Here is a 24,529-nt window from a genome sequence, read left to right as displayed (position 1 = left end):
GGCGGAGCCCGCGGAAGTGACTGACGCAGCAGCGCTGCTGCAGCGACTGTTCTGCAGCTGGTCGACCTGTGGCTGATCGGACGCCCATCGACTTCGCAGGCCTGGCCGCTGCACTGCTGCAGCGGTCCGACACGCTGGTTGCCGAGTGGTTGCCGCATGGGCAGCGTCGCGGCAACCGCTGGTACATCGGCGACTTCGATGGCTCGGACGGCGAGTCGGCCAACGTCAACCTTGATACGGGCCAGTGGTTCGACAACGCCGGCAACGACGAGGACCGCGGCGGCGACCTGATCAGCCTTTACGCCCGCATCCACAACCTGAACAACGGCCAGGCCGCGCGAGAGCTCATGGAGCGCATGGGCTGGATGCCGGTGCAGGCGTCTGCATTCACCGAGCGGGCGGGCAGGGCGCCGGTACCTGACGCTGCAGGCGATGACCGCCCGGAGCCCCCGCCGGAGCAAGGTGCCATCGCAGCGCCTGCCGCCGAGCGCAGCAAAGAACGCTGGCGCCCGGTCGCCCCCGTGCCGTCCTTCGCTAAGCCGCCCACGCAGTTCCGCTTTGGCTACAAGGACCGCAAGCAGGGCAACCAGTGGATCGAGCTCGAGGCCGCCCGCGTTTGGCGGTATGAGTTCGAAGGTGAGCTCTATGGCTACGTCGCCCGGTTTGAGCGTGTCGACAGCCACGGTGAGCTGGTCAAGGACACGGTGCCGCTGACCTTCTGCGAAGACACCAGCGACGACCGCGGTTCGCATCGCTGGCACTGGAAGGTCTGGAAGGAGCCGCGGCCGCTGTATGTGCCCGCAGGCGTGCTCGGGGACCCGTCGATCAAGCCCGTCGTGGTGGTCGAAGGTGAAAAGTGCGCAGAGGCGCTACACCAGCTGCTCGGCGATGAGTTTGACGTGGTCAGCTGGCAAGGCGGCTGCAAGACCTGGTCGCTCGCCGCGTGGGGCTGGATCATGAGTCGTTCGGTCATCCTGTGGCCGGACGCGGATGCCAAGCGCAAGGCCCTGACCAAGGCGGAGCGAGAGCAGGGGGTAGATCCGCTGTCGAAGCCGCTCATGCCTGCAGGTATGCAGCCGGGCCTCCGCGCCATGGTCGGCATCGGCACCCGCCTGCTGGCCACGCACGGCTGCAGCGTCGCCATGGTGTCGTTGCCCGAGCCGGGCAAGATGCCCGACGGCTGGGATGTCGCCGACGCGATCGCCGACGGCTGGACGGCCGAACGTGTGCGTGCCTTCTTGCGTGCTGCTCGGACGTTCGTGCCGCCCGACGAAGCCGCCAGCGCTGCGGCCGGCACTGCTCAGCCGGCTGGCGGCGGAAAACCGCCGCGATCCAGTGCTGGCGCGGATCAGGGGGAAGAGGACGACCCTGACCAGGCTGAGGCCTGGAAACGGTACTTGCTGACCAGCGCGAGCGGCGCGGTGCGCAACGTGCGCGAGAACGTCGTGCTCGCCCTCGACGGCTGGCCCGACAAGGGTGTGCTCGGCGCGCCGGAGACGCGCGGCCTGATCGCCTTCAACGAGTTCACGAACAACGTCGAGAAGACGCGGGACACGCCCTGGGGCACGCCGGCCGGGCCGTGGGAGGAGGCCGACGAGCTGCTGATGGGTGAGTGGCTCGTGCGCGAGTACTACCTGCCCAGCATGCCCCGCGGCACGCTGGAGGAGTCGGTGCTCATGGTGGCCCGCCGGCATGCATTCCACCCCGTGCGCGAGCAGGTCGAGGCGCGCCGCGGCCAGTGGGATGGCGTCAAGCGCCTGGACACCTGGTTGACCCGCACCTGCCTCGAGGAGGACGAGTGGGATCCGAACGACCCGCTGCAGCGCTACCTGGCGCTGGCCGGGCGCTGGTTCCTCATGGCCATGTGCGCGCGCGTGCTGCCGGTGGTCAAGGATGGGCCGCGCATCGTGCGCGGGCCTGGCACCAAGTTCGACTACATGCTGATCTTCGAAGGGCCTCAGGGATGGGGCAAGTCGACGCTGTCGGCCGTCCTCGGCGGCGAGCACTTCGCCGACACCGGCCTGGTGCTGGGCGACAAGGACAGCTACCAGAACATCCAGGGCGTCCGGGTGTACGAGTGGGGCGAGCTGGAGAACATGTCCAAGCAGGAGGTGTCCAAGGTGAAGCTGTTCATCAGCTCGCCGAAGGACCGCTTCCGCGCCTCGTTCGACCGCCGGCCGAAGGACTACCCACGCCAGGTGGTGTTCGTCGGCACCACCAATGAGTCGCACTACCTCACCGACGTGACCGGCAACCGGCGATTCTGGCCGGTGCGGGTCACCAGGCCGCCCGACTCGCCGTGGCTGCGGGACAACCTGGCTCAGCTCATCAGCGAAGCGCTGGACGCGCTGGACGCCGGCGAGCGGTTCTGGCCGACGCGCGATGAACAGCGCGATCTGTTCGATCCGCAGCAGCAGTCGCGCACGGTGGAGAGCTCGCTCGAGGCGGCCATCCGGCATTACCTCTATGACGAGGAGCAGCGCGTGCCGCACAACGGCCGCAATGGCGCGCTGGTCACCGAGATCGGCATGCAGGACCTGCTCCACGCGATCGGCTACACGATCGACAAGCAGACCGACGTGGTCGTCAAGCGGGCCGGCGCGCTGATGCATGCTCTGGGCTGGTCCGTCCGCCGCTTGAGCCACGCGGGCCGCCCCCGTGTGTACGTCCGCCCATCCAACGCCGGCGCCTCCAGTGCGCCCGGCGGCAGCGATGGATCCCAACAGCCCACGCAGGGCACTTCACCCGAGGGCGTCGATGACTGCCCGTTCTGACCAGCGATCGCGGGGCGCCGCGGAAAAGGTCGGGGCGGTCGACGCCATGGCCATGCCGTAGCCCGGCCACGCACCGGGCGCGCCCGGACTTGTCCACGTGTCCACGTTCCTGCAGTGAGTGCTGGTGGCCTACCGAATGGCTCCACCGGGTCTCAGGGCGGAGCTGTGCCCGGCGGACTTGTCCAGGCGTCCAGACAACAGCGCAGACGTGCACAGACGTCTGCAAGCGGGCCCGCGCGCCCGACCCCCTCCGCGGCTTGACCGCTCGATATTCGAAGGTGGACACATGGACAAGGACAGAGATCAAGACAGGAAGAACCGATTCGCCTGGGTCGCTGCTGCCATGCCGCTGGTGCCGGCCAGGATCAAGGCCCTGCGCCAAGAGCACGGCGATGCCCATGTCAATGAGTGCTGGAAGCGCGGCGTCATCGCCGGCGAGCCTGGCTGGTTCTTCGCACGTCAGGGCTCGGTGGCCATCGGTGCACCGTTCGTTGGCAAGGAAGGCGCGGCGGATTGGGGCGGGATGCAGCTGCAGCCCGACCAGGTGGTGGTGTTGATCAAGTCGCCCGCCGCAAGAGGAAGCCATGGCGCGCATTGACTGGATCGAACACCGGCTGCTCAACTGGGCTCGATGGAAGTCGCGCTCTGGCGGCGGTGCACTGGGCTATGCCCGCGTGCCGCTCGGCGTTCAGACGCCGTCGACGCGCGATGCCTATGCCGACGTACCCATCCCAGTCAATGACATTGAGGCCGGCGTCACTGACGACGCGGTGCAGCGGCTGCCATCGGAGCTACGAGCCACAATCGTCGAGTACTACACTGGTACCGGCGGCGAGCAAGATCACTTAAAGGTCTTGTGCTGTGCAAAGGCTACGCTCTACGCTCGTATCGAAAGAGCACATCGCCTCCTCGCTGCCCATTTCCACAGTGAGCAGCAGCGAGGTGCAGTAGAACGCCAGCGGGTTGAGGATCTGCAACGTGAGAAGCGAGGTCTCGTTTGAATCTGTTCGGGGATCAACATTGACCCAAGAATCAGCGACTGAGCCTGAGGTTGTCGATAGGGCTGCTGTCGAGGTGGCGACACTCGTCCAACGGCTAACGTCTGACTACTTCACCCACGTTGCAGCGATGTACGTCGCTCGTGACACGCGGGCATTTGCATTCGCACCGCCGATCGAACCGGGTCAGCACGTACCAATTCTCCGAGTGCCAAGGCGCGACGGCAACGACATGCAGCTGCACTTCCACCACTACCTGGCGGCCAATCGCCAACCCGAGACCAGGGCCGCCTTCGATGTCGTTTGGTTGCGCGGCACGCTTCTCACCGTGTCCGACGCGCTCGGTGACCACCATTGGTTCGGCCGCACGCCAGAGACGCAAATGATTCGCCACCTCCGCAATGGCATCGCGCACAAGAACCGCTTCACGTTTAGGGGCGGGAGGAGCTCAAGGCTCGTGGATCCGGACACTGGGCGACTCCTGTATCCGGCGAACATCTTCAGGTGGGCTGCGAGACAAGGCATGCCGCGCCACGAGATCGACACCCATCTAGACGGCGTTGAAGTCCTTGGGGCCTGGGGTGGGCCTGATGCGATCGTCGATTGCTTAACAGTGCTCGGTTTGCAGCTATGGCACCTCGGCTACGGGTTGCCACTCCCGACCGAGTAAGAGGCCGCCCGATCTATGTGCCGCGAGCGAGTTTGACCAAATAGACTTAACCGGTACATTTCTGGCACGCTGAGCACAGCTGCCTCCCTCCTCCCTTCAACGCCCCGCGCGAGCAATCGCCCGGGGCGTTGTTCTTTGCGGAACCACCATGCCCCAGGCTGCACCTCGTCCTTGCACGCAGGTCGGCTGCGGCGTGCTCGTGCGTGATGGCAGCGGCCGCTGTGCGGCGCACAAGGTGGTGGCCGGCGCTTTCGCCGATCGGCGGCGCGGCTCGCGTCATGAGCGCGGGTATGGCACCGCATGGGACAAGCAGCGCAAGCGCATCCTGCAGCGCGATGCCGGTATCTGCCAGGCCTGCCTGCCTGGTGCCGTGCATGCCGGCACCGAGGTGGATCACCGGGTTCCGAAGGCCGAGGGCGGCAGCGACGACGACGCGAACCTGCAGACGATCTGCCGCGCCGCGCACCAGGAGAAGACGGCCGCCGAGGCCGCCCGGGGGAGGGGGGTCCAAAGTTCGGCGCCCCTGCCGCCGGGACCGATCCCCTCGCCAAATTTCTGCGCGCGCAGGTTTCAGGGGTGGGGGGGGTCAAGTAATGGGCGCCCGGGGACCGTCGGCCAAGCCGGCCGAGCTGAAAGTGCTGGAGGGGGAACCGCGGCCACCGGCCGATGAACCTCGACTCGACCTTCCGCCCGGAAGTCGGCATGCCGTCCGTGCCGAAGGACCTGAGCCCCGGCGCGCGCAAGGTGTGGAAGCGGCTGGGCCCCGAGCTGCTGCGCTACAACCTGATGTCGATCGTCTACTCGGACACGTTCGAGGACCTGTGCGAGACGATCGCCGACGTCAAGACGCTGCGCCATGCGCTGCGCCGCCGCCAGGCGCAGCTGCGCGAAGAAGGCAAGGACGAGGCCGAGGCCTGGGAGGCCCGCACGCCCAACGGCATGTCGGTGCAGCACCCGCGAGTGCAGAACCTGCGCAACGCGCGCATGGACATGCACCGCCTCCTGAAGCTGTTCGGCCTCAACCCGGCCGAGCAGGCCGCGGTGACCACGGCCGTGCGTGCGCAGTTCAAGCTGTTCGAGAACGACGACGCGCCGAGCACGCCGGGCAGCAAGCCGCCGGCCGGCGCCGGCGAGGCCACCAGCTTCGCGGACTTCTGACGATGGCCACCTACTTCGAACGCTCCAAGGCGTACGCGCAGCGCTGCGCCTCGGGCCAGGAAGGCGCTGGGCTCTTCGAGCGCCTGGCCGCCGAGCGCTTCCTGCGTGACCTGGCGCGCCAGGGCACGGCCGACTTCCCGTACGTGATCGAGGAGGCGAAGGGCAATCGTGCGTGCCGCTTCCAAGAGCTGCTGCCGCACATCAAGGGCGAATGGGCCAAGCCGGTCTACATCGACGGCAAGTTCCACTATGCCAAGCTCAAGCTCGAGGACTGGCAGGTCTTCATCGAGTTCAACCTTTTCGGCTGGGTGCATGCCGACACCGGCCTGCGCCGCTTCAGCCGCGACTACGAAGAGATCGCGCGCAAGAACGCGAAGAGCACGCGCCTGGCGGCCCGCCAGCTGTACCTGGCATTCGCCGACGGCGAACCGGGCGCCCACTGCTACAGCGCGGCGACGACGGGCGAGCAGGCCCGCGAGGTGTTCGACGTTTCGCGCAACATGGCGCTGCGCGAGCCCGAATTCCTGCAGCGCTTCGGCGTCGAGGTTGGCAAGCACGACATCACCTCGCCTAGCAGCGCCAGCAGCTACAAGCCGCTGAACGCCGAGGGCTCGACGCTGGACGGCCTCAACATCCATGGCGGGTGCGTCGACGAGCTGCACGCCCACAAGACCCGCGCGGTGTGGGACGTGCTGGACACCGCCACCGGCGCCCGGTCGCAGGCACTGCTCAGCGCCATCACCACGGCCGGCTCCGACCGTGCCGGCATCTGCTACGAGCTGCGCACCTACACCATCAAGGTGCTGCAGGGCATCGTCGTCGACGAGAACTGGTTCGGCATCATCTTCACCATCGACGAGGGCGACGACTGGCGGGATTCTGCCGTGTGGCGCAAGGCCAACCCGAACCTCGGCGTGTCGGTCAAGCTCAACGTGCTGGAAGCCGCTTGCCGGAAGGCGATGGCGATGCCCAGCGCGGTGGCCAACTTCCTTACCAAGCACCTGAACGTCTGGGTGTCGAGCGACAGCGCCTGGATGGACATGGCCGCGTGGGACCGGTGCGGTGATGCCACGCTGACCATCGACGACGTGAAGCACCTGCCGTGCTGGGTCCCGCTGGACCTGGCGAGCAAGGTGGACATTGCCGCGGGCCCGGTGCTCGCGCACGATGAGGAGGCCGGCCGCTACCTCCTGATCACCCGCGGTCGCTTCTGGCTGCCTGAACGTGCGGTGGAGACCGGCCGCAACTCGCAGTACGACGGGTGGGTGCGTGCCGGCTTCATCATCGCGACGCCTGGCGAGGTCACCGATTACGACCAGATCGAGGACCAGTTGCGTGCAGACGCCTGCACTTTGGAGGACCTGCGGGAGATCCCGTTCGACCCCTTCCAGGCTACGCAGTTGTCGGGGCACATGCTGGCGGAGAACCTCCCGATGGTGGAGTACCGGCAGACGGTGCTCAACATGTCCGAGCCGATGAAGCAGCTCGAGGCACTCGTGCTCCAGGGGAAGGCGAAGTTCGTGCATGACGCGAATCCGGCGATGGCCTGGATGGTGAGCAATGTCGTCTGTCACCGTGACGTCAAGGACAACATCTACCCCCGCAAAGAGCGCGACGAGTACAAGATCGACGGCACGGTGGCCACCATCATGGGTCTCGGTCGTGCGATGGCCGCTCAGCCCTCGTCGGATATGAACCTCGACGACTTCATCAACAACCCGGTGATCGGCTAGGCCAATGTCCACTTTTGTCTCAACGGTCCGCGGCTGGTTCGGCTGGGGCGGCCGGGCCTTGGGCGCCGGTCGCGGCATGCAGTACGCCGGTCCCGGTGGCTCGCTGGTCGAGGACACATCGGCTTTGTCGGCAGACACCGCGCTGCAGCTGTCCACCGTCTGGGCATGCGTGCACCGTCGCGCCACCACCATCGCATCGCTGCCGTTCTTCGTCTACGCACAGGCCGATGGCCGGCGCTCGATGGCCCGCACCGATCGCCTCTACGGCCTGTTGCACGACAGTCCGAACGCGCGGATGACGCCGTACGAGTTCTGGGTCGCGATGATGCTGAACCACGACCTGCGCGGCAATGCCTATGCGCGCATCGACCGTGCACCCAACGGCGAAGCCGTAAGTCTCTGGCCCATGCCTGCCGACCAGGTGCAGCCCTTGATCCTGGACGATGGCACGCTGGTGTACCAGTACCGAATCGACGGCAACCTCGCGATCCTGGCCGCTGAAAACGTGCTGCACCTGAAGGAGATCGGCAATGGCACGGTGGGCCTGGCACGGCTCGACTACATGCGAGCAACGACGGCAGAGGCGTCGCGCTCGCTCGCCCATGCCACTCGCACGTGGGCCAACGGTGGCAAGCCCAGCGGCGCGTTGATGATCGACAGCGTGCTAAAGCAGGGCCAGCGGGAGGCGCTGCTCGAGCGCTTTGGCGAGATGGCACGCGGCAATGCAGCGCGCCTGTTCCTGCTCGAAGCCAACATGAAGTACCAGGCGCTCACACTGTCGCCTGAGGACATCGAGCTGCTGGACTCGCGCAAGTTCTCAGTCGAAGAGATTTGTCGCTGGTTCGACGTGCCGCCGGTGCTGGCCCACCACAGCAATGTCACGACCTGGGGATCGGGCGTCGAGCAGATCGTCGACGGCTTCCACAAGTTCACTGTGCGGCCACTGCTGGTGAGCATCGAGCAGGCGGTCACAAAGCGTGTGATGACGCCGAATCAGCGCTCCCGGCTCACCGCCGAGTTCAGTCTGGATGCGCTGCTGCGCGGCAACGCCAAGGACCGTGCCGAGATTGCCGCCAAGAAGGTGCAGAACGGCCTGGCAACCCGCAACGAAATGCGCCAGCTCGAGAACGAGCCTCCCGTCGAGGGCGGCAACGTCATCACCGTGCAGGCCAACCTGCTGCCGATCCACATGCTCGGCAAGGTCAAACCCACTACTTCCCTCGGAGCCTCCGATGCTGCTTCGCAAGACCCTGTCACTCAGTGACGTCAGCCTGAAGCTGGAAGGCGACACGGGTCGCTTCTCCGGCTACGCCAGCGTGTTCGGAGGTGTCGACAGTTACGGCGACACCATTGTCAAGGGCGCCTTCGAATCGACCCTCAAAGCGAACGGCAAGCCGAAGATGTTCTTTAACCACGAGTGGCGAATGCCGATCGGCAAGTACCACGTGGCCAAGGAGGACGACAAGGGACTGTTCGTCGAAGGCGAGCTGACGCCCGGCATTTCGCTGTCCGCCGACGTGCGCGCCGCCATGCTGCACCAGACGCTTGACGGCCTGTCGATCGGCGGCATGGTGAAGAAGGGCGACTACGACGAGACAGAGACCGGCCGCGTCATCCGCCGCTGGTCTGTGCTCATGGAGATTTCGCCCGTCGCCTTCCCGGCCGACAAGGCGGCGCGCGTCGACCTGGCCAGCGTCAAGGGCGCCGAGTTCGACGACGCCATCGCCGAGCTGGAAACCATCCGTGATTTCGAACGCCTCCTGCGGGATGCAGGCGGCTTCAGCAAAGGGGCCGCCGCTGCGCTGGTGGCCCGCGCGAAGGTCGTGTTCGCCGCGGGGGATCCCGGCGAGGACATCGACGCGAAAGCCCTCCGTGAGCTGCAGGACCGGCTGACCCGGTTCGGCGTTCCGGCGTGAGCGCGCATCCCGCGAACCACCATCCACTTCTCAAGGACTACTGCACCATGCAAACCCAACGTTTCCTGCGCTTCGGCCTCCTGGCCGTGATGGCGATCGCCTCCGGCCTGGCCATGGCCGCCCAGTTCGACCTGCTGCCGCACGCCCTGCAGCTGCTCGTGCACCCGAACGACCTGCTCGTCCTGGCCGAGGGCGGCGTGGCCGGCGTCGTCGCCGACGTGATGAAAAAGCTGGATGGCATCGAAGCCAGCATGAAAACCCAGTCCGAGAAGGCCGAAGGCGAGCTGAAAACGCTAGGCAAGGTCAGCGCCGAGACCAAGGCCGCGCTCGACAACTTGGGCACGGAGCAACGCACGCTGGCCGATCGCATTCAGCAGCTGGAGCAGAAGGGCGTCATCCAGAAGGACCCGGCCGGCGAAGGCGGCGACACCTGGGGGTCGCAGTTCATCAAGGCCGCCGGCTTCGAGGCCTTCAAGTCGGGCAGCCAGAACAAGCTGCGCGTCGAGGTGAAGAACACCGTCACCAACACGGTGGGCAACACCTTCAGCGACCGCAAGCCGGGCATCGTGAGTGGCCCGTTTCGCGAGTTCACCCTGGAAGGCCTGCTCAACAAGCTGCCGACCAGCTCCAACGCGGTGGACTACGTCCGCGAGAACGTGTTCACCAACAACGCCGCCGAAGTGGCTGAAGGTGCGCAGAAGCCCGAGAGCTCGATTACCACACAGCTGGTGACCGAGCCGGTGGCCACCATCGCCCACTGGATCAAGATCAGCCGGCAGCTGGCCAGCGACAACGCGGCCCTGGCGGCCTACATCGACCTGCGCATGCGCTACGGCGTCAACCTGCGGGTCGAGAACCAGATCATCGCGGGCAGCGGCGTGACGCCGAACATGAGCGGTTTCACTAAGGCCGGCAATTTCACCGCCCACGGCTACAGCGCCGCGGCGCTGACGGCGCTGGGCCTGTCGCCCACGAACCGCTTCGACCTCATCGGCAAGATGCTGGGCGACGCGCAGTCGGGCGACTACCCGGCCGACGCCATCCTGTTGAACCCGGCCGACTGGTGGACGCTGCGCCTGACGAAGGACAGCCAGGGCCGCTACATCCTGGGCGATCCGGGCATGTCGGTGGCGCCGATGCTGTTCAACGTGCCGGTGGTGGCCTGCAACGCTGTGCCGGCCGACAACGTTGGCGTGGGCTCGCTGCGCGCCGCCGCAACGTTCTACGAGCGCGAGGGCGTGGTGGTCGACATGTCGGAATCCGACAGCGACAACTTCACCAAGAACCTCATCACGCTGCGGGCCGAGCGCCGCTGCATGCTGGCTGTGGAGCGCCCGGCCGCCTTCCGCTACGGCGACCTGACGCCGGCTTAAGGCTCATCTCCTCGCCGCGCTTCGCAGCGCGCCTTTGGGGCCGGCTCGCAAGGGTCGGCCCCTTCTTCTTGAAGTCCCATCACATGCGACGCATCAAATTCATCGCCACCGGCCACAGCATGCTGGTGGGCAATTTCGGCCCGGGCGACATCGCCACCATCGACGCCAATGCAGCCTCGCACCTGGTGCACGCTGCAGGCGCTGCGGTGTACGACGACGAGCCCGCCCAGCAGCCGGAGCAGCCGGAGCAGCCGGAGCAGCCGGAGCAGCCGGTGGCTCATGATCAACCTCGAGGCGCGGTGGTTCCCGCCACCTCGACGCGTGCCAAGCGCGGTGCGAAAGGCGGTGCAGCATGAGCATCCAGATGCTGGCCACATGGGGAGGCTACGAGCAATGGGGCAAGTACACGCTGGCACCGGCGGAAGAGGCCCGGCTCATCGCTGCGGGGCTGGCACGCTCGGCGACGGCGGACAGCCCCTCTCCGGTGATGGCCCGTCTCGACCCTGTGAGTGGCGCGGTGGTTGGCGCTTCCCAGGACCTGCACTTTGCGGCGGAAAGCTATGGCCAGCCCGCGAAAGCGGCCTCGTTCGCAGCGCTGACGTCGTCGCAGACTTCGCTGCGGCTGTTCACTGCCGCACAAGCGATGCCGTTCCTACAGGCCCAGTTCGACTCGCTCGGTGTGGCCCAGACCTATGTTGCATATCTGGAATATCCACTCGGCGCCACGCCGCTCCAGCTGACGGTGGCTGGTCAAGCCGAGTTCACGGTCCAGGTCAACGCGGGGGCGGTACTCACTGACCCGGTGCCGACGTCCATTCAGGCCGGCGAAACCTTCGGAATCCGGACATACGGCAAGGTCGTCAATCTCAACGTCGACACCCTGCGGGGCCTTGACACCATGCTGCTGGCTGGAGAGAGCACCAGCGCCCTCGGCACCGGTGCAGGGTATGGACCCAATGCGGCCGCAGCTGCCGGCGCGATTGCCGGGGGCGCGACTGGCCCCAGCTCTGTGCGCTGCGTCGGGCCGTCGGCCATCATTTCCAGTCGCGGGGAGCAGCGTGCCGTTCTTGGTATCCACGACTCCATCGGGGCTGGCGTCGGCATTCCTGACGATATTCCCACCCCGTCGATCACCCTACGAATGAACAACTGGTTCACTGGCGGACTTCGGGACGCCGGGCACAAGGCGTTCGCACAGCACAGCATCGGAGGCGAGCAGCTGAGCACGCTGTTCGATGCAGGCGCTGCATTGCCGCAATGGCGCAGCCGGCTGACCAAGCTTCGATTCTCGGACGACGTGTTCTGCAACCTCGCCTACAACGACTTCCCGACCAAGACCTGGCAGGAGATCGCGCTGTACATGATCAAGATGGCGAAGCTGGCTGCTGCGGCTGGCGCGCGCTTTCATGCTGTCACGTCGATTCCGTCAGTGCAGGTCGTCGGCAACATCTGGCGTGCATCGACGCAGGTGCCAACCTGGGTGGAGAAGCGCACGGCGTGGAACACTTGGCTTCGCAACGGCTGCCAACTGGACAGCTCTGGTGTGCCGGTGTTGTCGGGTGGCACGCCGTCGCCTTATGTCTTCGGTGTGTTTGATCTAGCCGCCGAGTTGGAGGTCGACGAGAACAATGTTCTCACGCGCAATGGCGGGCGATTCATCTGCAACCCAACGCCGCGGTATGGCGGGCTGGTCATCACTGCTGTAAGCGGGGCCGTCAACACCGTGCCCGTTCTCACGATCGGTGCCGGCGGTCTACCGGCTTACACCGGTGGCGCGTTTGGCCTGCATCCGTTGGTGGGCGTCATTCGAACGGGTGTCGCGGCTGGTCAATCGGCGATCTGCACCACGGCAAACACCGCCACGACCGTTCGGCTGTATGGCCACAACACTGGCAGTCCCACTGGGGTGTTGACTCCAGGCCTGAGCACCATGCCGGAAGTCGGCGACATCGTGGACATCTATGAATCGGCGTCGAACGATGGTATCCATCTCACACCCTGGGGTAACAACATGGCCCGCCCTGGCTTTATGCGCTACCTGCTGCGCAATCAGCTCGGCGACTGGCAGCGGCTGTACGTCGCATGAGCATCGTCCTGGCTCCAAAGCGGTTGACCGGTCCCGCCCAGGAGCCGGTGAGCCTTGCGGAAGCGAAGCTAGCCGCCAAGGTTGACGGCAGCGAGCAGGACACGCTGGTCGCCGGCCTGATCACGGTCGCCCGCGAGCAGGCCGAGCAGCTGACCAATCGCCTATTCGGCGCGCAGATCTGGCGCGCCGAGCTTGCGGACTGGCCGGCCGCCGATCAGCTGCTCGAGGTGTACGGACCGACCGCCGTGGCCGTGTCGTACCGCACCGGTGCCACCTGGACCGCGGTGGCACCCGAGGCGGTGGCCTGGGCCGCCTCGGGGCGCGGCACGGTGGTTGCGCCGGTGCTGGGCGGCAGCTGGCCCACCCTGGCCGCGGTGGCGCTCGGACCGCGCGTGCGCATCGACATCACCGCCGGTGAAGAGGCCGAGGAGTCGGTGAAGCTGTACATCAAGGCGAGCGTCACGCACTGGCTTCAGTCGCCTGCAGCAGCACAGGCGGGAACGCTGACGCCGAACCCGCTGTTCGCCCGGCTGCTGGACCGGTCATGGGTGGTCTGATGGGTGCGGTCGTCAACGTGGGCGAGCTGAACCAGCGCGTGACCATCCAGCGCCGTGGCGCCAACGACAACACGCTGGGGGAGGCTGACGGCGACTGGGCGGACGTCGCCACCGTCTGGGCCCGCGTGCAGCCGATGCGGGCCCGCGATCAGTTCGCCGCTGGCCAGGCCGGGCGCTTGATGGATCACCGCGTGCTGATCCGGTACCGCACCGACGTCGACGGCGCGTGCCGCCTGGTGTGGAAGGGCGCGCCGCTGGAGATCGAGGGCGACCCGGTGCCGGTCGATGGCGGCACCGAGTGGCTGGAGATAGGCGCGATCAAGGGAGCACGGGATGGCCGCTGACCTGGAGGTGAAGGTGTCCGGCCTGAGCGAGCTGCGGGAAGCGCTGGCCGGCCTGCCGGACAAGCTGCGTCGGCGCGCGCTGCGCAACGCCCTGGCCGCCGGTGCACGCCTCATCCGCGACGCGGCCCGCGCCACCGTGCCGGTGCTGGCCGAGCCGACGCCGCGGCGCGCCAGCGGCACCGTGCGCAACGCGATTTCCGTGCGCACCAGCAAGGCCGCGCGGCGCGAGGGCAATGTGGGTGTCTACGTCAACGTGCGGCCTGCCAAGGGGGCCGCGCGTGGCGCCAAGAGCGCCAGCGACCCGTTCTACTGGCGCTTCCTGGAGTTCGGCACCGACAAGATGGCCGCGCGCCCGTACCTGCGGCCGGCGGCCCAGGCGCAGGCGCAGGCCGCGCTGGGCGCCTTCTCGGCCAAGCTGGGGCCGCAACTCGACAAGCTCAACGCCAACCCGAAGGATCCGCTGTGACGCCCGCTGAAGAGCTGCGCCAGATCCTGGCCAGCTACGCACCGCTGACAGCCTTGTGCGGCGACCGCATCCGCGTCGACCTGGCGCGTGAGGAGGACGACTACCCGTTCATCGTCTTCAAGCGCGTGTCTTTCCAGCGAATCACCGGGCTGGACGGCAGCGTGCACGCCCGGCGCGACACCTTCCAGGTCGAGTGCTGGGCCGGCAGCCGGGCAGCCTCCAGCGCACTTGCCGAGCTGGCCGACGAGGCGCTGCGCGCCGGCGAGCTGGATCCGGACGAGTCGGATCCGGACAGCATCGATCCGGAGATCGGTGCCCGCGCCGTCGTGCTCAACGTCGACATGTGGAGCGACTGACCGCGTGCAGGCGTCTGCACACCTCATCCCAACCAACCGGCCGCCGCGCCGGTTTTTCTTTGCCTGAAAGGACTGAACAATGACCACCATCGTAGGGCGCGGCGTCCGCGTCGAAGTGAGCAAGACGGAGGGCACCGCCAAGGTCGTCACCGCCGTCAGCAAGGCCAAGCCGGGCGTTGCCTCCAGCACCGCACATGCGCTGCCGGCCAAGTCGATCGGCTACTTCCGCGGCGTGGAGGGCATGGTCCAGCTGGAAGGCCAGGCTGCCCGCCTGGCCGCGGTGACCTCCGACAACTTCACGCTCGAGGACATCAACACCACCGACTATCCCGATTTCACCGACCAGGCCGAGTTCGTGCCGATCACGGCGTGGGCAACGCTGGCCAAGGCCACCAGCTACGGCATCGGCGGCGGCGACGCGGAGAAGCTGGACGACACCTCGCTGCTCGACGACATCAAGCAGGAAGTGAACGGCCTGCTGGCGGCACAGTCGGTGTCGATCGGCCTGAACGCCGAGACGATCGCCAGCGAGGCCATGGCCATCATCCGCGACGCGGCCCGGCGGTCGGCGTACCTGGTCTTCCGGATCACGTTGAAGGACGGCAACGTGCGGGTGTTCCGCGGCCAGCCCTCGCTGCCGGGCGAGGAGGTGCAGAAGGGTGCGCTGGGCACCGGCAGCCTCAGCGTCACCATCAAGGGCTTCGTCACCGAGGGCGCCGCCTGATGAACCCGCTGATCGCGAAGCTGCGTGCCCGGCGGGAGCACGTCGTGCCGCTGGATGGCGGCAAGAGCGTCACGGTGCGCCGGCCGGCCGAGGCCGAGTTCGGCCGCGTGGCGAGCGACAAGGCCGTCGACCTGGTGGCCGACTTTGTGGTCGGCTGGCAGGGCTTCACCGAGGCCGACCTGCTCGGCCCGGAGGTCGGCGCCTCCGACATCGAGGTGCCTTTCGACGCCGACCTGTGGCGCGAGGTCGTGCGCGATCGCATCGACTGGGTCAAGGTGGTGGCGCAGCGGCTGGGCGAGCTGGTCACCGAGCATGTAACCCAGCGGGGCCTGGTCGCAAAAAACTGACCGAGGTGCTGGACGGCCTGGCCGGCGTCCAGCTCGAGGGCGAGGCGCCACCGGTCGCCAGCCCCGAAGACCGCCTCGCCATCACGGCCTGGAAGTACCTGTCCACCGACGGCGGCTCCATCGACTACGCCGGCCTGCCGCTCGTGGTTGAGCTGCTCGGCGTCGACGACGTCGAAGGCCTGCTGCTGCGGCTGCTGGTGATCAAGCACCACGCGCCGCCTACCACCGACACCGAGGAATGACCGCATGGCATTGGCCACCCTTTCCATCGACCTGATCGCGCAGCTCGCGCGGTTTGAGCAGGACCTCGGCAAGGCCGTGCGCCTGTCCGAGAAGGCGGCCGCCGGCGTGAAGGGCAGCTTCGAAGGTATCGGCGAGGTGTTCGCCGGCAGCTTCCTGGCGGACTTCGCCGCGGAGGCGGTGCGGCAGCTCGCCGACCTGCCGGCCGCGATCATCGAGAGCATCGCCGGCTTCAAGGACCTGGAGGACAAGACCGGCGCCAGCGCCGAGGCGCTGGCCAAATGGCAGGCCGTGGCCGAGCTGTCGGGCACGTCGATGGAGGCGATCGGCGATGCTTCGGTGAGGCTGACCGGTGCACTGTCGAAGATCGGGGAGGGCGGCAACATCGCTTCGGCGGCTCTGGCGAAGATCGGCATCAACGTCGAGGCCTTCCGCCAACTGGCGCCGGACGAGCAGTTCAAGGCGGTGGCCGACGGCCTGGCGCAGTTCGAGGACGGCGCCGGCAAGACGGCGGTGGCCGTCGCGCTGCTCGGCAAGTCCGGCGCCGAGATGATCCCGTTCTTCAAGGACCTGGCCGAAGCGGGCGACCTGCAGGTGCGTCTCACGCAGGAGCAGATCGAGCGCGTCGACCAGTACACGAAGATTCAGTCTCGGCTGCGCGCCGAGTTCAAGGCGGTGGCGCAGGTCGTCGTCGCGGAGAGCCTACCGGCCTTCACGGCCCTGGTGGAGGCCGGTAAGGAAACGCTGAAGGCCTTCCTCGGCATCGACCGGGCCACGGGCAACCTGGACGCGCAGCAGGTCTCCGACTTCGCTGATGGCGCTGCCCGGGCCCTTGCGTTCGTCGTCGATGCCATCGACGGCGTGGTGCGCGGCTTCCAGCTCGCCGGCACGTTCATTGGCGGCGCGGCCGCACAGGCCGCGCTCATCATCAAGGGCGAGTTCCGGGCGGCCGCCTCGGTCGGCGAGCAGGTGATGGCCGACATGCGCGCCATCATGGACAAGCCGCTGTTCAGCACGCGCTTCGAGGAGCAGCTCAAGCGCATGCGCGACTCGACCGAAAAGGCGCTCGGCGACGGCAAGGCCAAGCCGAAGCTGGAGTTCAACTTCGACCCGGACGCCGAAAAGAAGGTCAAGGACGTGGCCAAGGCCTACGAGGACCTGATTGGCGAGATCCGCAAGCGCACCAGCGCGGCGGAGGCCGAGCTGGGCACGGGCGAAAAGCTCACCGCTGGCCAGCAGTTCTCGCTCGACATCCTGGCCAAGCTGGCCAATGCCGAATCCGGGTACAGCGACGCGCAGAAGCGGACGGTGACGGCCATGCTCGAGGTGTTCCTCGGGCGCGAGCAGCTGCTCAATCAGCAGCGCGAGGGCGAGAAGCTGACCCAGCAGGCGACGCGCGCAGTGGCCGTGGAGATCTCACAGGCCGGCGACCTGCTGACGTCGCTGCGCGAGCAGGCTGAGGAATACGGCAAGAGCGCTGACCAGGTCGAGCGACTGCGGCAGGCCCGCGTCGAAGAGACTGCCGCGAAGGCGCAGGAGAAGCTCGAGACGATGGAGCTGATGGGCTTCACGAAGGAGAGCATCGAGCAGCAGCGCATCCTGGTCGACACGCTGCGAGAGGTGGCCAAGGCGCGAGGCGCGATCGTGGCGGCCAGCGAAAAGGACCGCACCGACCCGCTGGCCGGCGCGTCACGGGCGGTGAGCGACTACCTCAAGAATCTGGAGTCGGTCGGCGAGTCAACGCGCCGGGCGCTGGGCAACACCATGGCCACGCTCGAGGATGACCTCACCAACGCGCTGAGCGGCGGCAAGGATGGTGTGCGCACCACCATCAACGCGATCATCTCGGAGTTCAACCGCCTGATGATCGTGCGCCCGCTGATGCAGAGCCTGTTCGGCGGGGCCGGCGCCGGCGGCGCGGGCGGCTTGGCCGGCGGCATCGGCGGGTTCCTCAAGGGACTGCTCGGTGGGGGCGGCGGCGCCGGCGGTGGCCTGCGCGCCGACCTTGCCTCCATGGGTGTCTTCGCCAACGGTGGTGCCTTCGACCGCGGCATCGTGCCCTTCGCTGCCGGCGGGGTCTTCGACAGCCCGCACCTGTTCAAGTTCGCCAAAGGCAACGCGATGGCCACCGGCGTGCTGGGCGAGGCGGGACCTGAGGCCATCATGCCGCTGAAGCGGGGGCCCAACGGCAAGCTGGGCGTGGTGGCAAGCGGCGGCCGCGGCGGTGCCGTCACCAACTACATCAGCGTCGGCGCGGGCGTCTCGCGCAACGAGGTCCAGAGCCTGATGCAGCTGTACGGTGAGTCGCTCAAGGGCGAGATCCTGCAATCGATGCAGAACGGCGGCGCGTTCTCGATGGCGCGGGGGTACTAACCATGAGCACGCGTGACCTGCCGGTGGCCATGCGCATCGGCTCGATGGAGTGGGGGCATTCCAAGGCGTCGCTGCAGTTCGCAGGCCCGTACAACGGCACCCGCCAGGCGATGGAGTACCTAGCCGAGCGCTTCGTCGTGTCCCTGACCTTTAATGCGGCGCAACGGCGGCAGGCGGGCGGCGTGGAGGGCTTTGTTGGCTGGCTCACCGGCGGCGCCAACCGCGTGAGGCTGTACCACCTGGCGCGGCCGCAGCCAGCCGGCTCCCTGCGCGGGTCCCCCACCCTGCAGGCCGGTGTCGGTCGTGGTGCCGTCGCGCTGACGTTGGCCACCGTGCCGGGCGCCACCTTGCGGATGGGCGACCTGTTCGGCTGCGGCGGCCAGCTGTTTCAGTGTGCAGACGACTGCACGGCCAACGGCGCAGGCCTGATCATGGTGCCGGTGGTGCACCGCGTGCGCGGCAGCATCGCCCCCGGCAGTGCCGTGGTGTGGGACCGTCCGACCGCCGAGTTCATCGTGCCTGCCACGACCGGCCGCTATGCGTACATGCCAGGCTCGCGTGGGCCGGTGCAGATCGACCTCGAGGAGACCTGGTAATGCGCACGGGACTGAGCGCGCCGAGCCTGGTAGTGCTGAATGGCGCCAACGTGCCGGCGGTGCTGTTCGTGGAGTTGCGGTTCGACGCGGTGGTGCGTCTGTGCAGCGCGGCGGTGGACTTCGAGTGGGCCGGTGAGCTGTGGCGCGGCACCGGCTCGCTGGGCACGGTCAGCGCGGTCAAGGACACCTCCAACGGCGAGACCACCGCGCTGCAGCTCACCCTGTCGGGTGTGCCCACCGAGAACATTGCTCTGGCGCTGGGCGAGCGGCCGCGTGGCCGGCCCTGCCGCGTGTGGTTCGGCGTGCTGGATCCGGAGACGCATGCGCTGCTCGATGCGCCGCTCATCTTCAGCGGCGCCATCGACCAGATGCCGATCAGCCGCACCGGCGAGACCTGCACGATCGCCGTCACGGTGGAGCACCAGGGCAAGCTGTTTGGTCGTCCCAAGCCGCTGCGCTACACCAGCAGCGACCAGCAGAAGACCCACGCCGGCGACACCTGCATGCGCTTCCTGGTCAGCCAGGCCCAACACAACGACGTCTGGCCGGCCGCGGCCTTCTTCAAGCAATGACCACCCGTCTGAGAGATTGGCAGGGCCGACTGGGCGCCTGCCTTGCGGAGCGCTGGGCGCGTCCGTTCGAGTGGGGCGTGCAGGACTGCTGCCTGTTCGCCGCCGACTGCGTGGCTGCGGTGACTGGGGAGGACCCGGCCGCTGACCTGCGGGGCCAGTACGCCAGCGCCGTGGCCGCGCTGCGGCTGCAGCAGGCGCTGGGCGGCCCGGAGGCGATCGCCGCCAGCCGACTGGGCGCTGAGGTACCCGTGCTCATGGCACAGGTCGGCGATGTCGGGATCACCGATGGCGTGGAGGGCAACGACCTGCCGGCGCTGGTCGTGTGCGGCGGTGCGCACTGGATCGGCCCGGGCGCCGCCGGGCTTGTCGCGGTGCCGGTCGGATCCGTGCGCAAGGCGTGGCGGGTGGGCGCATGAGCAAGGTTGTCGACACCACCCTGCGGATCGCCGGCGTCGTGCTGTCGGTGGCCGCCATCATCACCGGCAACGGCTGGGTGATCGCCGCTGCCTTCGCTGTCAACACGGCCTCGGGGATCAGCTCTGCCCGCCTGGCGCGGCGGCAGGCTGTTGACGCCTACAACGACAGCCTCAAGGACCGGCTGCAAATGACGCCCGTGGTGGACGGCGCCCGCTCGCGGATCTACGGCCGGGTGCGGAACGTCGACGGGGTGCTGTTCAAGGCCACCCACGGCGCAAAGAGCGAGTTCTACACGCTGGTCATCGCGGTGGCTGACGGCGAGTGCGACGCAATCGAGGACGTCTATTTCGGCGACAAAAAAGTCACCCTGTCGGATCCTGACGCGCAGGGCTGGCAGGACGTGCAGAGCGAGCCCTACAACAAAGTCAGCACGGTGTCGGCCTCGGTCGACTGCGTTTTGGCCGGCGGCGTGGGCACGGTCACGCTGCCGCTGGTGCCGCTCGAGGGGAGCGTAGCGGCCGTCTACGCCGAGGATGGCTCGCAGTTCCAGGGGGCGGTGTCGGTCGCTGGCTCAGTGGTCACGGTGACTGCCGCGGTGTTCAACGGTGCAGCGGTAAATGGCACCTACCAGGTCGGCTACCAGTGGAGCGAGTCGAAGTCGAAGGCGCGCGTGCGCAAGTGGCTGGGGGCGCCTGGCCAGGATCTGTCCGGGAGTCTGGCAGAGCGGCACCCAGACCTGGTCAACCCGGCAGACCGCTTCGCCGGCATCACGCTGCTGGAGGTCGAGCTCGAGTACGACACCGACGTCTGGCCATCCGGCCTGCTGAACATCAGTGCCGTGGTGCGCGGGGTCAGGGTGCTCGACCCCCGCACCGGACTGGTCGCCTGGAGCGAGAACCCGGCGCTGCATGCCTATGACTGGGCGCGCTATCCGCACGGCGGCGACTGCCCGGCGGACGTGGTGCCGGTGGCCGATGTGATCGCGGCCGCCAACGCGTGCGACGTTGCGCACACATTTTCGAAGTCGGACGGCAGCACGGTGACCGCGCCCATGTACACCAGCGGCATGGCCTGCCGGCTGGAGGGCAGCCCCACTGCAGTGATGGATGAGCTCGTCGAGGCCATGGCTGGCCGCTGGGGCTGGGGCGGCGGCCTGCTGCGGATGCGCGCCGGCGCCTACCGCGCGCCCGTGGCCACCATCACTGAGGACTGGTTGGCAGATACCCAGGCCACCACGATCGTCCCGGATCCGCCCGTGGCATCGTCGGTCAACATCGTGCGCGCCACGATCGCCAACGCGGCGCAGGACTATGTGGCGTCGCAGGCCCCCGACGTCGTGGCGCAGGCATACGTCGATCTCGACGGTCAGGAGCTGGTGCGCGAGCTGACCTACTCGGCGGTAACCGACGCGGTGCACGCACAGCACGTTTCGGGCGTGGTGCTGCGAGACGAGCGCAGCGGCCTGGCCGCGACGCTGCCGTGCAACTTGCGGGCGTTCCCGCTGGAGCTGTTCGACACCGTGCTCGTTGACCTGCCTTCGTTCGGCTGGTCCGCCAAGGCCTTCGAGGTGCTGGGATGGCAGTTTGGCCTGGCCGGCGGTGTCGTGCTGTCGGTGAAGGAGACGGCGCCCAGCATCTTCGACCCCGACGCCCTGTTCACACGGGAGGATGCGACGCCCAACACCTCACTGCCGGACCCGTTCTTCGTGCCGCCGGTGCTGGACCTCGCCGCGGAAAGCGGCACCGAGCAGCTGCTGCTGCAGGCGGACGGCTCAATCGTGTCGCGAGTGCGCGTGAGCTGGGCACCGATCGATGACGAGGCGGTGCTCAATGGCGGCGCGGTCGAGATCCGCTACGGTCAGATCGTCACCGACCCGGCCACTTGGCCCGTCGTGCGCGTTCCCGGTGATGCGACCGAGGTGCACCTGCTCGGCGTGAAGGACGGCGCGATTTACAGCATCACGGCACGGGCGCGGAACGCGCTGGTGCGGGGCGACTGGGGCAGGGCGCTGGGACACCGCGTGCTGGGCAAGACGGCGCCGCCGCGCAACGTGCCGTCGATCGCCGCCGAGATCACGACCGACGGCGTGCTCATCAGCGTGCCTCAGAACGCGGACCTCGATCGCGATGTGACCGAGCTACGGGTCAGCGGCATCGACTGGGAGTCGTCGGTGCCGCTGGTCGGCAGCCAGCCCACGCGCTTCGCAGGCACCACCTACCTGTGGCCGCGGCCGCCGGCGGGCATCTACCGCGTGCGTGCGCGCTACTTCGACACGTCGGGCAACGACTCGTTGGCCGACGCCTATGTCGACGTGACCATCGGTGCCGCTGAGCTGATCGCCTGGGGCGCGGTAAGCGGCCGGCCAAGGCTGTTCCGTGTCGTCACTCGCGGCTGGAATGTGGACCCGGTGCCCACCACTCCCGGTGATGGCCTGTTTGACGGGGAAACGGGCGTCAAGCTGCACGGCGTGTCGCGCAGCTACGCGATGGCGCGGATTCGCCGCAGCGATGGAGCTGTCACCTACACGAACTACTACGACGTGCTGGCCCCGAACGACAACAGTTGGGACAACCCGGGCTTCGGCAAAGGCGCCGACGTCCTAGCGGCGGATCTCAATGCAACCGGCAGCGACCATCTCGTCGTTGTCTGGAGCTGGGACGAGCCGCAGAGCAATCGACTGATCGGAGGCCTGCCAGATGCCATGTACCGGTGTGGTGCGAGCCGCGCAGTGTTTGGCAGCCCGGAGTTCGGCTTCCGCAGCGCCTACATCCTGGTGGGTATTCCGGGCTGCGGCGAGGGCAACGGATCAGAGGCATACCAAGGCAACTCGCCTGGCCAGCGCGACGCGTGGTGCGACCTCTCGTTTCAGCTGCTGGCCGGCCAGCTCATCAGCAACGGCGGCGCCTATCAGCCGCGGACGCTGCGCGACTTTGCTTACACCGGCGACCTCAACGCGACGGCAACACTGAGGCTGGTGGCTCGGAACGGCTGCGAAACCAGCGGCAGCGTGGCAAGGAAGACGGCGGACACCGGCCCGTGGGTGGGCGACGTTTTCAGCCGCGATGGCTATGCAGGCGGTGCGTATGCGGCGGCGGTAGCCGACAGGACTGACCGCGACCTGATGTTTGGCCTGGACCGAACGCCCTCAGAGACGAGTGGCTACTACGAGATCGACGCCGCGATCTACCTGCGCAGCGACGGGGTCTTCACTGTGTACCAATCGGGCAACCCTTGGGGCGACTTCGGCACCTATGCCGCCGGCGATCGGTTCATGGTGCTGTACGACGGCACCCGGCTGCACTACTCACGCAACGGCACGGTCTTCTTCACCTTCGACTGGGTGCACAACGATCCGCTCTATTTCGACAGCTCATTTGTGCAGGTGGGCGGCTCGCTCAGCGGCATCGAATTCGGCCCGCTGTCCAGCATCCGGCGTGCGGTTGACGCTGCCAACACCGCGCAAACGGCGGCCAATAACGCGGCGGCGGCTGCTAACTCTGCGCTGGCGGACCTGGCTGCAATTGCCTCGGACAGCGTACTGTCGCGCTCCGAGAAGAGCCGAGTCATCCAGGACTGGAACGTGCTGGCCAACGAGCAAGCCGGGGTCCTCTCTCAGGCTGACAACTACGCCGTCGTCGCAGAGAAAAACGCCTACATGGCCGCGCTCAACGACCTGGCGGGGTACCTGAGTGGCCTGTCGCCAGGATGGGCGGACACCAGCCAGGATTCGGTGATCAATGGAGCAACTTGGCGCTATGTGTGGCAGCAGGCCTACCTCACCCGCCAGGCCGTGCTAGACAAGATCGCGGCCAATGCCAAAGCCCGCCTCGGCGCGCTGGCCACGCTGAGCCAGGTGGGCACGCCGCAGATCATCGACTACGCCGCTACGGTGCCCATCAACGTGCCGATCGCCGACGGCACGCACGACCCGGCCAGCAACCCCTCAATCCCGATCTTCGGCGCCTACACCTTCGACAACACCACCGGTGCGCAGGCGGTGGTCGAGGTGATCATGACCGGCACTGTCTATGGCTTCTCGGTGCTGGCTGGCTCAGACCTGCACGTGGTCAGCGAAGCGGTGCAGTACGACGCCGCCTGGAACAACACCGGCCTGGGCCGCACGCTGCACGGCGAGCGCATCCGCACCAACACCAACGACCCATCGGATCAACGCAACTTCGCGTTCTCCCATCCGACGTACGTGCTGCCGCCAGGCGGGAAGCTGTATGTCTCGCTGCGCTCGAGCCGGCAGGCCAGCTCGATCACCTGGTTCTCTTGCACGATGCGCCTCAACGCGATCCTAAAATGAAGAAGTACAGCTTCTTTGACCCGGCCACCGGGCTCTTTCACCGGACCGCCTACGAAGGCCCTGAGGCGTTCGTCTGTGTGCCGGAGGGCTTCGAGAAGATCGAAGGCCACTTCGACATGCATTGCCAGCGGGTCGATCTCACAGGCGCAGAGCCGGTGGTCGTCGACTACGTGCCGCCGGCGCCGGCCGACGACCAATTGCAGACGTGGCAATGGGATTCGGCTACGCGCCGGTGGCTTTCGTTTCCCACGCTAGCCGCGCTTAAGGCGCAACGCATCGCCTCAGTGCAGGCCGAGATTGACGCGCAGGAGCTTCAGCAGGCGCGCCCGCAGCGCGACGTGCTGACGGCGCTCGTGGCTGGTCTGCAGCCGCCGCCCGAGGCCGTGTTGCGTCTGCAGGAGATCGAGGCGGCGATCGTGCCGCTACGCGCGCGACGCGCTGCGCTTGAAGCGGCCACCACAGAGACCGAGCTGACCTCAGCCGGCTGACGAATTCGCGTGCGGACGTCTGCACGCTCACC

25 protein-coding genes are annotated in these 24,529 nt (G+C 67.4%); all 25 read left to right on the top strand.

The genetic code is table 11. The features are described 5' to 3' along the window. The first annotated feature begins 68 nt into the window (after positions 1–68). Positions 69–2,774, top strand: coding sequence for a VapE domain-containing protein (locus LRS14_RS30205; protein WP_257798864.1), 2,706 nt, complete (start codon positions 69–71; stop codon positions 2,772–2,774). Between the two features lie 286 nt (positions 2,775–3,060). Next, on the top strand, positions 3,061–3,372 hold the full coding sequence (locus LRS14_RS05255) for a hypothetical protein (protein ID WP_257798863.1): 312 nt from the start codon (positions 3,061–3,063) through the stop codon (positions 3,370–3,372). Continuing rightward, a complete protein-coding gene (locus LRS14_RS05250) occupies positions 3,359–3,775 on the top strand; it encodes a hypothetical protein (protein ID WP_257798862.1) in 417 nt (138 codons plus the stop codon). Before LRS14_RS05255 ends, LRS14_RS05250 begins: the two co-directional genes overlap by 14 nt. A 229-nt stretch (positions 3,776–4,004) precedes the next feature. After that, positions 4,005–4,442, top strand: a complete 438-nt coding sequence (locus LRS14_RS05245; protein WP_257798861.1) for a hypothetical protein — start codon at positions 4,005–4,007, stop codon at positions 4,440–4,442. Between the two features lie 148 nt (positions 4,443–4,590). Further along, positions 4,591–5,112 (top strand): HNH endonuclease, encoded by a 522-nt coding sequence (locus LRS14_RS05240; RefSeq protein ID WP_257798860.1) that lies wholly within the window; start codon positions 4,591–4,593, stop codon positions 5,110–5,112. Between the two features lie 32 nt (positions 5,113–5,144). After that, positions 5,145–5,600 carry a P27 family phage terminase small subunit gene (locus tag LRS14_RS05235; protein ID WP_257798859.1) on the top strand — a complete coding sequence of 152 codons (456 nt, stop codon included), beginning with the start codon at positions 5,145–5,147 and terminating at the stop codon, positions 5,598–5,600. 2 nt (positions 5,601–5,602) lie between these two features. Next, on the top strand, positions 5,603–7,333 hold the full coding sequence (locus tag LRS14_RS05230; protein WP_257798858.1) for a terminase large subunit: 1,731 nt from the start codon (positions 5,603–5,605) through the stop codon (positions 7,331–7,333). A gap of 4 nt (positions 7,334–7,337) precedes the next feature. Continuing rightward, entirely contained in the window at positions 7,338–8,597 is a 1,260-nt protein-coding gene (locus LRS14_RS05225; protein ID WP_257798857.1) for a phage portal protein, read from the top strand. Further along, positions 8,566–9,249: an HK97 family phage prohead protease gene (locus LRS14_RS05220; protein WP_257798856.1), complete on the top strand. Its 684-nt coding sequence runs from the start codon at positions 8,566–8,568 to the stop codon at positions 9,247–9,249. Before LRS14_RS05225 ends, LRS14_RS05220 begins: the two co-directional genes overlap by 32 nt. A gap of 47 nt (positions 9,250–9,296) precedes the next feature. Next, complete coding sequence (locus tag LRS14_RS05215) at positions 9,297–10,622, top strand: phage major capsid protein (protein ID WP_257798855.1); 1,326 nt, start codon at positions 9,297–9,299, stop codon at positions 10,620–10,622. An 83-nt stretch (positions 10,623–10,705) separates the two neighbouring features. Then, entirely contained in the window at positions 10,706–10,978 is a 273-nt protein-coding gene (locus LRS14_RS05210; protein WP_257798854.1) for a hypothetical protein, read from the top strand. Beyond that, positions 10,975–12,708: a hypothetical protein gene (locus LRS14_RS05205; protein ID WP_257798853.1), complete on the top strand. Its 1,734-nt coding sequence runs from the start codon at positions 10,975–10,977 to the stop codon at positions 12,706–12,708. Before LRS14_RS05210 ends, LRS14_RS05205 begins: the two co-directional genes overlap by 4 nt. Continuing rightward, complete coding sequence (locus LRS14_RS05200) at positions 12,705–13,265, top strand: hypothetical protein (RefSeq protein WP_257798852.1); 561 nt, start codon at positions 12,705–12,707, stop codon at positions 13,263–13,265. The genes LRS14_RS05205 and LRS14_RS05200 overlap by 4 nt, the downstream gene beginning before the upstream one ends. Next, positions 13,253–13,609, top strand: coding sequence for a phage head closure protein (locus LRS14_RS05195; RefSeq protein ID WP_257798851.1), 357 nt, complete (start codon positions 13,253–13,255; stop codon positions 13,607–13,609). The genes LRS14_RS05200 and LRS14_RS05195 overlap by 13 nt, the downstream gene beginning before the upstream one ends. After that, positions 13,599–14,075 (top strand): HK97-gp10 family putative phage morphogenesis protein, encoded by a 477-nt coding sequence (locus LRS14_RS05190; protein ID WP_257798850.1) that lies wholly within the window; start codon positions 13,599–13,601, stop codon positions 14,073–14,075. The genes LRS14_RS05195 and LRS14_RS05190 overlap by 11 nt, the downstream gene beginning before the upstream one ends. Next, the gene (locus LRS14_RS05185; RefSeq protein WP_257798849.1) at positions 14,072–14,431 is read left to right on the top strand and encodes a DUF3168 domain-containing protein; all 360 of its coding nucleotides are present in this window, start codon (positions 14,072–14,074) and stop codon (positions 14,429–14,431) included. Before LRS14_RS05190 ends, LRS14_RS05185 begins: the two co-directional genes overlap by 4 nt. Positions 14,432–14,510: 79 nt before the next feature. After that, complete coding sequence (locus LRS14_RS05180; RefSeq protein WP_257798848.1) at positions 14,511–15,155, top strand: phage tail protein; 645 nt, start codon at positions 14,511–14,513, stop codon at positions 15,153–15,155. After that, positions 15,155–15,502 carry a hypothetical protein gene (locus LRS14_RS05175; protein ID WP_257798847.1) on the top strand — a complete coding sequence of 116 codons (348 nt, stop codon included), beginning with the start codon at positions 15,155–15,157 and terminating at the stop codon, positions 15,500–15,502. The genes LRS14_RS05180 and LRS14_RS05175 overlap by 1 nt, the downstream gene beginning before the upstream one ends. Before the next feature lie 5 nt (positions 15,503–15,507). Next, complete coding sequence (locus LRS14_RS05170) at positions 15,508–15,744, top strand: hypothetical protein (protein ID WP_257798846.1); 237 nt, start codon at positions 15,508–15,510, stop codon at positions 15,742–15,744. Between the two features lie 4 nt (positions 15,745–15,748). Beyond that, positions 15,749–18,115: a phage tail tape measure protein gene (locus LRS14_RS05165; RefSeq protein ID WP_257798845.1), complete on the top strand. Its 2,367-nt coding sequence runs from the start codon at positions 15,749–15,751 to the stop codon at positions 18,113–18,115. A 2-nt stretch (positions 18,116–18,117) separates the two neighbouring features. Then, a complete protein-coding gene (locus tag LRS14_RS05160; RefSeq protein ID WP_257798844.1) occupies positions 18,118–18,711 on the top strand; it encodes a hypothetical protein in 594 nt (197 codons plus the stop codon). Continuing rightward, the gene (locus tag LRS14_RS05155; RefSeq protein ID WP_257798843.1) at positions 18,711–19,283 is read left to right on the top strand and encodes a hypothetical protein; all 573 of its coding nucleotides are present in this window, start codon (positions 18,711–18,713) and stop codon (positions 19,281–19,283) included. Before LRS14_RS05160 ends, LRS14_RS05155 begins: the two co-directional genes overlap by 1 nt. Next, entirely contained in the window at positions 19,280–19,699 is a 420-nt protein-coding gene (locus LRS14_RS05150) for a DUF6950 family protein (protein ID WP_257798842.1), read from the top strand. The genes LRS14_RS05155 and LRS14_RS05150 overlap by 4 nt, the downstream gene beginning before the upstream one ends. Continuing rightward, positions 19,696–24,009 carry a phage tail protein gene (locus LRS14_RS05145; RefSeq protein ID WP_257798841.1) on the top strand — a complete coding sequence of 1,438 codons (4,314 nt, stop codon included), beginning with the start codon at positions 19,696–19,698 and terminating at the stop codon, positions 24,007–24,009. The genes LRS14_RS05150 and LRS14_RS05145 overlap by 4 nt, the downstream gene beginning before the upstream one ends. Further along, positions 24,006–24,497: a hypothetical protein gene (locus LRS14_RS05140; protein ID WP_257798840.1), complete on the top strand. Its 492-nt coding sequence runs from the start codon at positions 24,006–24,008 to the stop codon at positions 24,495–24,497. The genes LRS14_RS05145 and LRS14_RS05140 overlap by 4 nt, the downstream gene beginning before the upstream one ends. Positions 24,498–24,529 lie beyond the last annotated feature (32 nt).

This window comes from Aquincola sp. J276, assembly GCF_024700035.1.
In the GTDB taxonomy this organism is placed as follows: Bacteria; Pseudomonadota; Gammaproteobacteria; order Burkholderiales; family Burkholderiaceae_C; genus Aquincola; species Aquincola tertiaricarbonis.
This window is presented reverse-complemented; position numbering and strand designations above follow the sequence as displayed.

Coding starts and splice junctions, on each gene's coding strand:
- LRS14_RS05255 (WP_257798863.1), top strand. CDS start 3,061: ATGGACAAGGACAGAGATCAAGACAGGAAGAACCGATTCGCCTGGGTC.
- LRS14_RS05250 (WP_257798862.1), top strand. CDS start 3,359: ATGGCGCGCATTGACTGGATCGAACACCGGCTGCTCAACTGGGCTCGA.
- LRS14_RS05245 (WP_257798861.1), top strand. CDS start 4,005: ATGCAGCTGCACTTCCACCACTACCTGGCGGCCAATCGCCAACCCGAG.
- LRS14_RS05240 (WP_257798860.1), top strand. CDS start 4,591: ATGCCCCAGGCTGCACCTCGTCCTTGCACGCAGGTCGGCTGCGGCGTG.
- LRS14_RS05235 (WP_257798859.1), top strand. CDS start 5,145: ATGCCGTCCGTGCCGAAGGACCTGAGCCCCGGCGCGCGCAAGGTGTGG.
- LRS14_RS05230 (WP_257798858.1), top strand. CDS start 5,603: ATGGCCACCTACTTCGAACGCTCCAAGGCGTACGCGCAGCGCTGCGCC.
- LRS14_RS05225 (WP_257798857.1), top strand. CDS start 7,338: ATGTCCACTTTTGTCTCAACGGTCCGCGGCTGGTTCGGCTGGGGCGGC.
- LRS14_RS05220 (WP_257798856.1), top strand. CDS start 8,566: ATGCTGCTTCGCAAGACCCTGTCACTCAGTGACGTCAGCCTGAAGCTG.
- LRS14_RS05215 (WP_257798855.1), top strand. CDS start 9,297: ATGCAAACCCAACGTTTCCTGCGCTTCGGCCTCCTGGCCGTGATGGCG.
- LRS14_RS05210 (WP_257798854.1), top strand. CDS start 10,706: ATGCGACGCATCAAATTCATCGCCACCGGCCACAGCATGCTGGTGGGC.
- LRS14_RS05205 (WP_257798853.1), top strand. CDS start 10,975: ATGAGCATCCAGATGCTGGCCACATGGGGAGGCTACGAGCAATGGGGC.
- LRS14_RS05200 (WP_257798852.1), top strand. CDS start 12,705: ATGAGCATCGTCCTGGCTCCAAAGCGGTTGACCGGTCCCGCCCAGGAG.
- LRS14_RS05195 (WP_257798851.1), top strand. CDS start 13,253: ATGGGTGGTCTGATGGGTGCGGTCGTCAACGTGGGCGAGCTGAACCAG.
- LRS14_RS05190 (WP_257798850.1), top strand. CDS start 13,599: ATGGCCGCTGACCTGGAGGTGAAGGTGTCCGGCCTGAGCGAGCTGCGG.
- LRS14_RS05180 (WP_257798848.1), top strand. CDS start 14,511: ATGACCACCATCGTAGGGCGCGGCGTCCGCGTCGAAGTGAGCAAGACG.
- LRS14_RS05175 (WP_257798847.1), top strand. CDS start 15,155: ATGAACCCGCTGATCGCGAAGCTGCGTGCCCGGCGGGAGCACGTCGTG.
- LRS14_RS05165 (WP_257798845.1), top strand. CDS start 15,749: ATGGCATTGGCCACCCTTTCCATCGACCTGATCGCGCAGCTCGCGCGG.
- LRS14_RS05160 (WP_257798844.1), top strand. CDS start 18,118: ATGAGCACGCGTGACCTGCCGGTGGCCATGCGCATCGGCTCGATGGAG.
- LRS14_RS05155 (WP_257798843.1), top strand. CDS start 18,711: ATGCGCACGGGACTGAGCGCGCCGAGCCTGGTAGTGCTGAATGGCGCC.
- LRS14_RS05150 (WP_257798842.1), top strand. CDS start 19,280: ATGACCACCCGTCTGAGAGATTGGCAGGGCCGACTGGGCGCCTGCCTT.
- LRS14_RS05145 (WP_257798841.1), top strand. CDS start 19,696: ATGAGCAAGGTTGTCGACACCACCCTGCGGATCGCCGGCGTCGTGCTG.
- LRS14_RS05140 (WP_257798840.1), top strand. CDS start 24,006: ATGAAGAAGTACAGCTTCTTTGACCCGGCCACCGGGCTCTTTCACCGG.